Source organism: Streptomyces sp. A0592 (assembly GCF_004795115.1).
GTDB classification, from domain to species: domain Bacteria; phylum Actinomycetota; class Actinomycetes; order Streptomycetales; family Streptomycetaceae; genus Streptomyces; species Streptomyces erythrochromogenes.
The window spans coordinates 19,302-31,559 of record NZ_SSBM01000039.1 but is presented as its reverse complement, the minus strand read 5'-3'; the positions used below and the strand labels follow the sequence as shown (position 1 = coordinate 31,559).

At 72.2% G+C, this 12,258-nt stretch carries 8 protein-coding genes and 2 tRNA genes; 7 read left to right on the top strand and 3 right to left on the bottom strand.

Annotated elements, in window-relative coordinates:
- Positions 1-108: 108 nt before the first annotated feature.
- The 4 genes from E6U81_RS33495 to E6U81_RS33480 all read left to right on the top strand — a co-directional run bounded on the left by E6U81_RS33495 (position 109) and on the right by E6U81_RS33480 (position 5,572).
- On the top strand, positions 109-2,319 hold the full coding sequence (locus E6U81_RS33495; RefSeq protein WP_136233776.1) for a DEAD/DEAH box helicase: 2,211 nt from the start codon (positions 109-111) through the stop codon (positions 2,317-2,319).
- Between the two features lie 157 nt (positions 2,320-2,476).
- Entirely contained in the window at positions 2,477-4,795 is a 2,319-nt protein-coding gene (locus E6U81_RS33490; protein ID WP_136233775.1) for a hypothetical protein, read from the top strand.
- Positions 4,796-4,876: 81 nt separating this feature from the next.
- Positions 4,877-4,949: transfer RNA gene (locus E6U81_RS33485), tRNA-Lys, on the top strand.
- A 107-nt stretch (positions 4,950-5,056) separates the two neighbouring features.
- Complete coding sequence (locus E6U81_RS33480) at positions 5,057-5,572, top strand: GNAT family N-acetyltransferase (RefSeq protein ID WP_168714804.1); 516 nt, start codon at positions 5,057-5,059, stop codon at positions 5,570-5,572.
- A gap of 92 nt (positions 5,573-5,664) precedes the next feature.
- On the opposite strand, the gene E6U81_RS33475 is transcribed toward E6U81_RS33480, so the two are convergent.
- Entirely contained in the window at positions 5,665-6,933 is a 1,269-nt protein-coding gene (locus E6U81_RS33475; RefSeq protein ID WP_136233773.1) for a hypothetical protein, read from the bottom strand.
- A gap of 303 nt (positions 6,934-7,236) precedes the next feature.
- Between E6U81_RS33475 and E6U81_RS33470 the strand changes: the two genes are divergently transcribed.
- From E6U81_RS33470 to E6U81_RS33460, 3 genes are all read left to right on the top strand, one after another.
- Positions 7,237-7,310: transfer RNA gene (locus E6U81_RS33470), tRNA-Met, on the top strand.
- Positions 7,311-7,533: 223 nt separating this feature from the next.
- Positions 7,534-8,706 (top strand): PP2C family protein-serine/threonine phosphatase, encoded by a 1,173-nt coding sequence (locus E6U81_RS33465; protein WP_240804167.1) that lies wholly within the window; start codon positions 7,534-7,536, stop codon positions 8,704-8,706.
- A 292-nt stretch (positions 8,707-8,998) separates the two neighbouring features.
- Positions 8,999-10,018: a M23 family metallopeptidase gene (locus E6U81_RS33460; RefSeq protein WP_136233771.1), complete on the top strand. Its 1,020-nt coding sequence runs from the start codon at positions 8,999-9,001 to the stop codon at positions 10,016-10,018.
- On the opposite strand, the gene E6U81_RS33455 is transcribed toward E6U81_RS33460, so the two are convergent.
- Positions 9,927-11,327: a PrsW family intramembrane metalloprotease gene (locus tag E6U81_RS33455; RefSeq protein ID WP_136233770.1), complete on the bottom strand. Its 1,401-nt coding sequence runs from the start codon at positions 11,325-11,327 to the stop codon at positions 9,927-9,929. The genes E6U81_RS33460 and E6U81_RS33455 overlap by 92 nt on opposite strands.
- A 43-nt stretch (positions 11,328-11,370) precedes the next feature.
- Positions 11,371-12,210, bottom strand: coding sequence for a tRNA (guanosine(46)-N7)-methyltransferase TrmB (trmB, locus tag E6U81_RS33450; protein ID WP_206310087.1), 840 nt, complete (start codon positions 12,208-12,210; stop codon positions 11,371-11,373).
- Between the last annotated feature and the right edge of the window lie 48 nt (positions 12,211-12,258).

Genomic DNA, 12,258 nt, shown 5'->3' with positions numbered 1-12,258 from the left:
CGTGTGGCGCGTACTCTCCCTAGCCGTGGCTGACCGCATTGAGGCGGTCGATTTGCGATTCACGGAGTTTGGGCGCGTGCCGAGACTCCGGAAGGTTTCGCATTTCGCATGTCCATTTCCAGTTCTGACCGTTCCGTCATGCCCGAGAACGACTCCAACGAGCTCATCGACGCCGAGGCCCTCGTCGTCACCGAGGCCATCGAGGCCGCGGAAGCCGAAGGAATCATCGAGGCCCTCGAGGCGGACGTGAACGGCGAGTCCTTCGAGGACTCCACCGACGACTTCGACGCCGATGCAGACGCTGACGCCGAGCCCACGATCACCTTCGGTGACCTGGGTCTGCCCGAGGGCATCGTGCGCAAGCTCGCCCAGAACGGCGTCACCACGCCCTTCCCGATCCAGGCCGCGACCATCCCGGACGCCCTGTCCGGCAAGGACATCCTCGGCCGCGGCCGCACCGGCTCCGGCAAGACCCTCTCCTTCGGTCTGCCGACCCTGGCCACACTGGCCGGCGGCCACACCGAGAAGAAGAAGCCCCGCGCGATCATCCTCACGCCGACCCGTGAGCTCGCGATGCAGGTCGCGGACGCCCTCCAGCCGTACGGCGACGTCCTCGGCCTGAAGATGAAGGTCGTCTGCGGCGGTACCTCCATGAGCAACCAGATCTACGCTCTGGAGCGCGGTGTCGACATCCTCGTCGCCACCCCGGGCCGACTGCGCGACATCATCAACCGCGGTGCCTGCTCCCTGGAGAACGTCCAGGTCGCGGTCCTCGACGAGGCCGACCAGATGGCCGACCTGGGCTTCCTGCCCGAGGTCACCGAGCTGCTCGACCAGATCCCCGGGGGCGGCCAGCGCATGCTCTTCTCCGCCACCATGGAGAACGAGATCGGCACCCTGGTCAAGCGCTACCTGTCCAACCCCGTCACGCACGAGGTCGACAGCGCGCAGGGCAACGTCACGACCATGACGCACCACGTCCTCGTCGTGAAGCCGAAGGACAAGGCGCCGGTCACGGCCGCCATCGCCGCCCGCAAGGGCCGCACCATCATCTTCGTCCGCACCCAGCTGGGCGCCGACCGCATCGCCGAGCAGCTCGTCGAGGCCGGCGTCAAGGCCGACGCCCTGCACGGCGGCATGACGCAGGGCGCGCGTACCCGCGTCCTCGCGGACTTCAAGGACGGCTACGTCAACGCGCTCGTCGCCACCGACGTCGCCGCCCGAGGCATCCACGTCGACGGCATCGACCTGGTCCTGAACGTGGACCCGGCCGGTGACCACAAGGACTACCTGCACCGCTCGGGCCGCACCGCCCGTGCCGGCAAGTCCGGTGTCGTCGTCTCCCTGGCGCTGCCGCACCAGCGCCGCCAGATCTTCCGCCTGATGGAGGACGCGGGCGTCGACGCCTCGCGCCACATCGTCCAGGGCGCCGGCGCCTTCGAGCCCGAGGTCGCCGAGATCACCGGTGCGCGTTCGCTGACCGAGGTCCAGGCCGACTCCGCGAACAACGCCGCCAAGCAGGCCGAGCGTGAGGTCGCCGAGCTGACCAAGCAGCTGGAGCGCCTGACTCGCCGTGCCGGCGAGCTGCGCGAGGAGGCCGACCGCCTCGTCGCCCGCTCCGCCCGTGAGCGCGGCGAGGACCCGGAGGCCGCTGTCGCCGAGGTGGCCGAGGCCGCCGAGGCCGAGGTCGCGGCTGCCGCCGCTGCCGCTGCCGCCGAGATCGCCGCACAGGAGCGCCGCGAGGAGAACCGCGCCCAGCGCGACGACCGCGGCAACTTCGAGCGCCGTGACAACCGCGGTGGTGACCGTGGCGGCTTCCGCCGTGACGACCGCGGTGACCGCGGAGGCGACCGTGGCGGCTTCCGTGGCGGCGACCGTCCCTCCGGTGGCTTCCGTGGCGGCGACCGTCCGTCGGGCGGCTTCCGTGGCGGCGACCGTCCGTCCGGTGGTTTCCGTCGTGACGACCGTCCGTCGGGTGGCTTCAACCGTGACGACCGCGGTGACCGTGGCGGCGACCGTCCGTCGGGTGGCTTCCGTGGCGGCGACCGTCCGTCCGGTGGTTTCCGTCGTGACGACCGTCCGTCGGGTGGCTTCAACCGTGACGACCGCGGTGACCGCGGTGGTGACCGTGGCGGCTTCCGTCGCGATGACCGTCCGTCCGGTGGTTTCCGTCGTGACGACCGTCCGTCGGGTGGCTTCAACCGTGACGACCGCGGTGACCGCGGTGGTGACCGTGGCGGCTTCCGTCGCGACGACCGTCCGTCCGGTGGCTTCGGCGGCCGCCGCGACGACAAGCCGCGCTGGAAGCGCAACGGCTGACCCCGGCTGAGCTGACCCCCTGACAGGGCCCCCACGACTTCGGTCGCGGGGGCCCTGTCGCGTTGCGCTACGATCCGAACTTTGCGCCGGGGGGACACGGCGAGCGCGAACACGCGACCAACCACCCCCCGACGTTTCGCTTGGGGGGATGGAACACATGGGACGGTCACGTGTGCTGGGCGCAGCCGCGCTCGCACTGGCCACGGGCATCGGCGCCCTGACCGCAGGACCGGCGGCCGCAGGACCGGCGGCCGCAGACGAACTGACGATCGCTCCGCTGCCGCACCAGGAACCGTCGCACCGGCTGGTCTTCGGCGCGGGTCCGAACGGCGTGATGCTCGACCGGCCCGCCGGGGGGCTGTACTGGAAGAGCCTCGCGGACGGCCGGGAAGCGCCGCTCACGGACTGCGACACGGGGGCCGCCGGCTCGTGGATGTACCTCGGCGACACCGTCGGCTGCCAGTACCGCAGGACGTCCTCGACGACCACCGGCCCGCTGACCCTGATCGACCAGTCCACGGGCCGCACCGAGACCCTCGCAGCGCCGGCCGGCCGGTCCTGGACCCCTCACTTCTCGGCCACACAGGTGCTGGCCACCGCAGTGGACGCCGAGGGCCGGCTCACCCTGCACCTGATCGGCCGTGAGAACGAACCGCGCAAGGACGTCGCCGTCACCGCGCCGGAACACATCCCGGCCCATTCGTTCTGGGTGCGGACCTCCGACGAGAAGGGCGCGCTCATCACCTACCGGTCCGCGGCCGGCCAGGAGACCCTCGCCCTGCTCGACTACGCCAAGGCCACGCTGACGCCTCTGGCTCTGCCGGACGGTGCGACGGACCCCGGCTACGTCGACTACTCGCTCGGCGCCCAATGGGTCTCGCTGCGCAAGAACGGCTCCGGCACGGCGACCCTGCGCTCCCGCGCCGACCTCACCGTGACGCGCAGCGTCAACACCTCCGCCCCGCACGGGCGTACGCACCCCGTGGGCGACTGGCTCGTCGTGCAGGACCACAACGCCATGAGCAACGCGGTCACCGCGCTTCCGGTCGCCGGAGGCGCCCCGCGCACCCTGCTCGCCCGCACCTCGGACCGGGGCCTGAAGACGGGTACGGACGGCTCCGCCTACCTGGCCGGTGGCACCGACTCCAGCCACTGGGCCATGTACCGGATCGCGTCCGGCCCCGACGGCGCCCCGGTGCTGTCGACGGTGGCGGCCCTGCCGCCGAACCCGGCGGACCGGGTGACGCTCAGCCTCGCCCAGGGACGGCTCATCGCGGGCCAGGAGGACCCCGGCCGCAGCCTCCAGGGCTACACGGTGCCGGTGTCCGGGACGGCCCCCGCGAAGCAGACCCCCGACTGGAGCTGCGACGAGAAGGAAACCCTGCTCTGCCGGCCCCAGGCCGAACTTCCCGGTTGGACCGTCCCGACGGGCGACGGCCGGATCGTCTCCCTCTCGACCCACGGCGCAGGGATCGCGGTGAACGTCCGGGAGACCCGCCCCGGCGGCACGGTCCGCCAGGTGCCCCTGCCCGGCACCGACGGCATGCAGCCATACCTGATCAAGAACGCCTCGGGCCGTTTCGTGCTCTTCACGGTGACGGAGAAGAACACCCCCCGGCTGCTGGTCGCCGACATCGACGCGGGGAAGGTCCTGGACTTCGCGCCCTCCTCGGCAGCCACCTTGTGGGGGTCGACGCTCTGGGACCGCGGCAGCAACTACGGTGCGGACGGCAGAGACCTGCGGACCGGCCGGGTCACGCAGCACCAGGGCTTCGGGGTGTGCCGCCCGAGCGAGATCCAGGTGAGCGGCGAGTGGCTGTATGGGCTGTGCCCCGCCGCCCTGGAATCTCCCGGTGTCTTCCACCTGCCGACCCACAGGTTCGTCTCGCTGCCCTTCGCGCCGGAGAGCGGCCGTGTCCAGCTCGGAGACGGATACCTCGTGCGACAGGCGGACGCCGGTCTGGAGGTCTACAACCTGCGCTCCGGAACGGCGGTGCGCGAAGACGGCATCGCGCCGGAGGCACTGCGGTACGGCAGCGACTGGACCGTCGACCGGTTCGGCGGCCGCCTCGCCTACACCGGCCCGGACGAGACCGTGCACCTGGCCGGAGTGACCGGCTCGGCCTCACCGCTCGCGGTCATCGACCAGGACGTCGCCGCCACCGCGGACTTCCGGCAGGTGAAGACCTGGCAGGCCCGCTGGTGGCTGCCGAAGCCGGTCTCCTCCTGGAAGCTGACGGTGCGCAGCACGTCGTCCGGCATCACCACGGTCGTCGGCACCGGCACCGACGCGCGCGGCCTGATCGCCCCCGCGTGGGACGGCAGGTCCCCGACGGGCGCCCACCTCTTCTCCGGCGAGTACGAGTGGACGCTCACCGCCCGCCCGGCCGACGGCCGGGGGGCCGAGGTCAGCACGTCGGGGACGGTCTCCATGACCCGGCCCGCGACCGGCGGCCGGCCGCCGGCACGCCCCTGAACTGACGCCGACAGGCCGGTCGGTCGATACCCGATCGGCTGACCGGCGCTGTCCGGCTATGCTCTGGGGTGAGCACCCGGAGGGCCATTAGCTCAATTGGCAGAGCAGCGGACTTTTAATCCGTTGGTTGTCGGTTCGAGTCCGACATGGCCTACCGCTCCCAGCGCCCCGTCCGCCCGCCGCGGACGGGGCGCTGTGCTGTGTCCGGGTCGGGCCGTAAACCGGGTGAAGCCCGGGGCGGCGGACGGTAGCGTCGCCGCCGTGACTCCGGTTCTGCGTACCGAACGCCTGCTCCTGGACCCGTACACCCCCGAGGACGAGGAAGCCTTCGTGGCCCTCTTCCAAGACACCCGGGTCTCCCGGTGGATGGGGGACGGCCCCGCCACCGAGGCCGAGGACCGGGCCCTGTTCGGGCGGGTCTTCACGAAGGTCTACGCCGAGGACCTGTTCGACGTCTGGGCCGTGCGCAGGGACGGGCGGCTGGTCGGGCACGCCGAGATCAAGCGGACCGACGAGGTCGACGGCCACGAGATCATCTACGCCCTGGCCCCCGAGGCCTGGGGATCCGGCCTCGGCACCGAGATCGCGGAGGCGATCGTCGCGTACGGCTTCACCGGCCTCGGCCTGACCGAGGTGCACGCCACGGTGGCCGAGCCCAACACCGCCTCCCTGGCCCTGCTGACCCGCATCGGCTTCGCGCACGTCCGCGACCTGCGGGAGGACGACGGCTCCACCACCCACGTCCTGACCCGCCACCGCGCACCGGCCGCCGCCTGAGGGTGTCCGCGCGCCATGTGAAGCGCCCCGCCCGGGGGATCGGGCGGGGCGCTTCGGGGTGTTCGGGGTGTTCGGGGTGTGGGGAGGTGCGATCAGGCGTGGGTGCGGCGGCGACGGCCGAGCCAGGTGGCGGCCGCGCCGAGCGCGACCAGGGCCGCGGCGAGGCCGGCGTACAGGCCGGTGGACGAGCCGGCGCCGGTGGTGGCCAGGGAGCCCGTGGAGGAGCCCGTGGTCGTCACGTTGGAGTTGCCCGTGGTGGTGACGACGGCCTGCTGGACGGCGGAGGAGGAGGTGGAGGACGGGGTCGGGGTCGGCGTCGGGGACGGGTTGGTGGTCGGGGTGGTCGGGTTGGTGGTCGGCTCGGTCGGCGCCGGCTCCGCGATCGGGACCAGCGGGAACTTCACCGGGACGGTCATGAGCGGCCAGGTGTTGCCCTCGGCCTGGCGGACCTCGGCCTCCATCGTGATCGTGGTCCGCTTCGTCAGCTTGCTGTTCTTGCCCAGGCTGAGCCGCAGCGGCTGCGTGTGGACGCCGGAGGCGGCGCCGAAGCCCTTGGCGATGTTCGGGAGTGCGTAGCGGCTGTCCTCGGCCTTGACGTCCTGCCAGCGACCGTCGATCAGCGCCTGGAGCCGGAAGTCCGCGTCCTGCTCGCCCGGGTGCGACAGGATCAGGCTGGTGGCGAGAGCGGTGCCGAACGCGCCGTCGCCGGTGGCCTGGTAGTTCAGGTCCAGGTACGCGCGCTGCTCCTGGCCGTCCTTGCCCGAGCTGACCTGCTTGAACCAGGTCCTCAGCTCACCCGTCTTGGTCTGCGGGTCGACCTTGAAGAGGTGGGAGTCCGCGCCGCCGGTGGCGACGGAGTTGTTGTAGCTGGTGGCGGTGAAGTTGAAGTCGCCGTTGTTCGTGGGGTAGTTCGCGCCCAGGCCGATGGTGACCTTCCAGGTCATCTTGCCGTTCGCGGGGATGTCGAAGCCCGCGTAGGCGTCCTTGGCGGAGGGGGAGAACGTGCCCTGCCAGCCGCCGTCCTGCTGGCCGACCGAGGACTTGGTCGCCGGGGCGTCCACCGCCTCGACCTTGAAGACGACGTCGTCCCTCTGGAGCAGGCTCGGGCCCTTGGGGTCGAGGAGCATCCACGGCTTGTACTCGACGGCCTTGCCGGTCGGGTTCTTCACCGTCAGGTCGAAGGTCTCGGTGGCGCCGCCGCGGGACAGCGGGCCGCCGGGGACGGGAGCACCCATCTCCGTGCGCAGCACTGCGTGGTCGTCGGCGGCGGGTGCGGCGGACGCGGCGGTGGCCGAGAGCGGCAGCAGAGTGGTGACAACGCCGGCGACGACTGCGATGGCGGCTGCGGTGCGAACGGACATGGTGGACTCCCCCCAGGAATCACGAGGGCATCGGCAGAGTGCCGAGGCCGGTTGGTGTGGTCGGTGTCGTCCGGCCGGTCCGTGTTCCCCCTGGCCCTGGCGACAGATGAATCTTCGCCCGGATCTGATCGCGGAACCATCCCTGCAATGTCACCGCCGTGCAACAGAGATGATCTTCGTCCGCGGGGCGCCGGTTTCGGGTCAGTTTTAGGGCTTTGACCTGCAGTGATGCCGGTTCCTGGGTGGGCTGGAGGGTAATTGGTGAAGGGGCGCTCCCGGATGGCGTAGAGTTGTGTTTACCGACGCGGGGTGGAGCAGCTCGGTAGCTCGCTGGGCTCATAACCCAGAGGTCGCAGGTTCAAATCCTGTCCCCGCTACTGAAGACGAAGGCCCGGTTCCCTTGGGAACCGGGCCTTCGTCGTGTTCGCGGCCCGGCTTCGCGCCCCGTCACCCGTACGGCCACCGCCGGGTCGCCGTACGCCCGCTCCTGCCGCCAGCCTTGAGGGGCGCGGCGGCGGCCCGCACCCGTGGACGCGGGACCGGGCGGCAGGAGAGCGTGTGGTGGGGCTGGGCCGGAAGGGCAGCGGTGGCGGGCGGCGCGTGGCCGGCGGCGGGAGCGGTACGGCCCGCCGGGTGCTCCGGGTGCTGCCGGGCGTGCTGATCGCCGTCGGCCTGGTCTTCGACCTGCTGACGCCGCCCAGCTTCACCGGATCACCGTCCTTCTCCGCGGCCCCGCTGATCGCCGCTCCGCTGTACACCCTGTGGGCCACGGCCATGACCGGCGTCCTGGCCGTGCTCGCGGTGTTCCTGCTGCACGTCCACCACGGCACCTCCTGGACGGCGCAGGGGCTGACCGAGCTGGCCACCATGGTGACCGTGGCCGGGCTGGCGCTGCTGATCAACCGGGTGGTGCGGCGCAGCGGTGAGCGGCTGGCCTCCGCCCGCGGGATCGCCGAGGCGGCGCAGCGGGCGGTGCTGCCGAAGCCCGCCGAGCGCATCGGCGGGTTGCAGGTGTCCGCCTGGTACGAGGCCGCGCAGGCCGATGCCTTCATCGGCGGGGACCTGTACGCCGTGCAGGAGACCCCGTACGGGGTGCGGCTGGCGGTGGGCGACGTACGGGGCAAGGGGCTGGGGGCGGTCGAGGCCGTCGCCGTGGTCCTCGGGGCGTTCCGGGAGGCGGCGGAGACCGAGCCGACGCTGGAGGCGGTGGCGCAGAGGCTGGAGCGGGCCCTGGACCGGGAGGGTGCCCGGCGCGAGGGCCTGGACGCGGTGGAGGGGTTCACGACGTGCGTGCTCGGGGAGATCCCGCCGGAGTCGGGGGTGCTGCGGCTGCTCAACCGGGGCCACCCCGAGCCGCTGCTGCTGTACGGGGACGGGGACCTTGCGGTGCTCGCCCCGGCCGAGCCGGCCCTGCCGCTCGGCATGGGCGATCTGGGCGTCCGGCCCGGCCGGGCCGAGCAGTGGGCCTTCCCGGCGGGGGCCACCCTGCTGCTCTACACGGACGGGCTGACGGAGGCCCGCGACCGGACGGGGGCCTTCTACGATCCGGCGGCCCGGCTGCGCGGCCGGGTCCTGGCCGGCCCGCACGCCCTGCTCGGCGCGCTGAGCGGCGACGTACGGCGGCACACGGGCGGCGGGACGACGGACGACATGGCGCTGCTCGCGGTGGGCCGGCCCGTGCGGCGACGGCCGGAGCGGAGCCAGGTGGAGCGGCGGCGGACGGAGCGGCGGCGGACGGTGCCGGTGGTGAGACGGGGCGACAACGTGTCGTGACAATGAGTAGCTGAACAAGTGCGCTGCGCAAGCTGATTGATGGTCAGTCATGTCAAGCCTGTGGCCGAGGAGATGGGTGACTCGCTTGATTTTTGCCCTGGTTGCATCCTTTATGTGCCGATAAGGTATGGCCAAAGCAAGCCAGGCCGTGGTCAATTGGTGGGAACGATCAAGCGCAACAGCTTGGAATCACTCCCTCACTTCTATTACCTTTCGATAACGCAGCGCGGTCGTCCCGGCCGTCGCAAGAGACGGCACCGTGCGCGTGCGTGTCAATGAGGAGTGTGCCCCCGTGGCCTCCAACTCGCCTGCTCCTGAAGGCATCGAGATCCAGGAGCCGCCCACCGCGGGTGCCTGGGGCGAGTGGAACCCCACCGAGGACTCGGTCCGTCCGGTCCGGGGCAAGCACCGGGTCGCCAAGCAGCGCGGGGGACTTGCCCGCAGTTCCACCGTGCTCGGTGTCGGTGTCATCGCGGCGGTCGGCGCCAGCGGCATCGCCACCGCGCAGGACCGGCCGCAGGTCGCGATATCCATGCCCTCCCTCCCGGACCTGATGCCCGGGGGCAACGACCGCCAGGGCGACGGGGTTTCCGGCCAGGACGCCGACCGCGACGGGACGGCCGGGATCATCGCCCAGCAGGCCGACCGCGGCGCCGACGCCGGCGAGATCCTGCGCAACCGGATCCTCCAGCAGGCCGAGTCGCAGCAGGGGGCGGCCGAGGCGGCGGCCCGTGCGGAAGCCGAGCGCGTCGCGCGGGAAGCGGCGGTCCAGGAGGCCAAGGGCAAGCTGGAAGAGGCCCGTCAGGCGGCCGAGGAGGCCAAGGCGCAGGCCGAGGCGAAGGCCGCGGAAGAGGTCGAGTCCGCCAGGAAGGCAGCCGAGGCCAAGGCGGCGCAGGAGCGGCCCGCCGCATCGGCCGGGAGCTGGTCCCTGCCCACCTCCGCCTACACCCTCACCTCGCACTACGGGGTCTCCGGCTCCATGTGGTCCTCCGGCCGCCACACCGGCCTCGACTTCGCGGCCCCGACCGGCACTCCCGCCAAGGCGGTCGGCGCCGGGAAGATCACCTCGGCCGGCTGGTCCGGGGCGTACGGCTACCGGATCGTGCTGGAGCTGGAGGACGGCACGGAGATCTGGTACTGCCACCTCTCCTCGATGTCGGTGACCTCGGGATCGGTCGGCGCCGGCGACACCATCGGCCGGGTCGGCGCCACCGGAAACGTCACCGGACCCCATCTCCACCTGGAAGTACGCAAGGGCGGATCGACGATGGACCCGCTGGCGTGGCTGGAGTCCAAGGGCCTGAACGTCTGACGAACGGCCCCTCCCGCCGCGGCCCGGGAAGACCGGCCGGGGCGGCCGCGGGCTCCGACGGCGCGAACGATTCCTGCGGCGTGAACGGCTCCGGCGGCGCGACCTGATCCCACGGGTCGAAGCAGGCCGGGAGCAGCTCCTCCATCACCGCCGCCCGGGCCAGCGCGGGTCCGGCCGTCGCGCGGCGCTGCCACAGCCGGTTCAGCAGCTCCCGTTCCCGGCCCGCGAAGTCCGCCTCGCGCAGCGGACCCCCGCGGCGCGCCCGGTTCCGCAGCAGCGCCAGGGCGACGGCGTCCGCCTCGTACCGGGCGACCGCACGGCCGGCGGCCCGGCCCCCGCTGCGCCGTGCCAGGGAGCGGGCCAGCGACCGGGCCGGCATCGAGGCCAGGGCGGGTACTTCGGCGGGAGACAGCCAGCCCGCGGCCGCGTACAGCGCGAGCTCCCCGGATACGGCCCGCAGCCGGCCGCGCCGTATCCGCACGGCCAGCCACACCAGCAGCCCGAAGAGCGGGACCATCACGCAGCTGTAGACGACGTAGAAGCCGTGGTCCCCGAACCGCGAGGAGCCGTTCCACAGGGCGTGCATGCCCATGGCGAGGGCCAGGCCGAGCAGCGGCAGGCAGATCCGGCGCGAACGGCGTGCGCTGACCGCGGCCGCGCCGAAACCGAGCCCGGTGAGCACGGTGAACAGCGGGTGCGCGAACGGCGACAGCACGATCCGTACGAAGAAGGTCGCCGCGGTCACCGAGTCCAGGACTCCGGTGCCGTCGGCGAGGTCCTGCACGAAGGCATTGCCGAGGTAGAGGATGTTCTCGGTGAAGGCGAAGCCGATGGCGGTGAAGCCGGCCACCACGAAACCGTCGGCGGGACCGGTGAAATGCCGTCTCCGGAACGCGAACACCAGCAGCAGTGCGGCCGCCTTGGCGCTCTCCTCCACCACCGGGGCGATGGCGACCGAGCCGAGCTGGTCCGCTTCCGAGGGGTCGGCGGTCGCTGCGGCTATCCACTGGGTGGCGAAGTTGTTGGCCAGTATGGCGATCAGCGCCGCGGTGCAGGCACCCCAGCCGAAGCAGAACAGCAGCTGGGACCAGGGCGCCGGCGCGGCCCGGCCCAGCCAGCGGAAGGCCGCCATGAGCGGCGCCACCGGCAGCAGGGCCAGGCCGAGGCCGACGAAGAAGCCGGGCGTGCCCGTCTGCTCCCGCACGAGCTCGAGGATGGCGATGCCGGTGCCGGCGAGCAGCACGAGGAGCACGCACGTGCGGACCGTGCCGGACGGACGCGCGAGAACGGGGCGGAGCGCTCGGAACACATCATGACCCTAGCGATCCGCTCGGACACGCGCGGTGACGTTGTCAGTTCTCCGTGCGACGGAAGAGCAAGTCGTGTACGACGTGGCCCTTGTCGAGGCCCTGTCCCTCGAAGCGGGTGAGCGGCCGGAAGTCGGGACGCGGGGCGTAGCCGCCGTCGGGCTGCGTGTTCTCGAAGTCGGGGTGCGCCGTGAGGACTTCGAGCATCTGCTCGGCGTACGGCTCCCAGTCCGTCGCGCAGTGCAGTACGGCTCCGGGTGCCAGACGGGTCGCGGCCAGCGTGAGGAACTCGGGCTGGATCAGCCGGCGCTTGTGGTGGCGGGCCTTGGGCCAGGGGTCCGGGAAGTACACGCGGATCCCGGCCAGCGCGTCGGGCGGCAGCATTTCGCGGAGCAGGATGATCGCGTCGCCGTTGGCCACGCGGACGTTGGTCATGCCGCCACGCTCGGCGAGGGCGAGCAGGTTGCCCTGGCCGGGGGTGTGCACGTCGGCGGCGAGGATCCCGGTGCCGGGGTCGGCGGCGGCCATCTGCGCGGTGGCCTCGCCCATGCCGAAGCCGATCTCCAGGACGACCGGGAGGCCGTCGAAGAGCGTCTTCAGGTCGATGACCGAGTGGCCGTCGATGTCCAGGCCCCAGGTGCCCCAGAGTCGCTTGAGGGCTTCGCCCTGGCCGGTGGTGACCCGGCTGCGCCGGGGCTGGAAGCTCCGGATCCGCCGCTCGTGGTGCGAGCCGGCCGGGTCCGGCGAGGGGCCGTCGGGGAAGCGGGGCTCCGTGCGCCACTTCGGGGGCACGTACGAGTTCGCCTCCGGCGCGGGGCCGTCGGAGTAGTCGGCGACGGGGGCGTCCGGGACGGCGGGCGGCGTGGGGTTCAGGGACTCAGACACAATGCGCTGATTCTACGACGGGGGGTCGTGGCGGCGCTGCGCGAGCGG

Bases quoted from the DNA above. Each gene is read 5' to 3' on its own strand.
- E6U81_RS33495 (WP_136233776.1), top strand. From the start codon at position 109: ATGTCCATTTCCAGTTCTGACCGTTCCGTCATGCCCGAGAACGACTCC.
- E6U81_RS33490 (WP_136233775.1), top strand. From the start codon at position 2,477: ATGGGACGGTCACGTGTGCTGGGCGCAGCCGCGCTCGCACTGGCCACG.
- E6U81_RS33475 (WP_136233773.1), bottom strand. From the start codon at position 6,933: ATGTCCGTTCGCACCGCAGCCGCCATCGCAGTCGTCGCCGGCGTTGTC.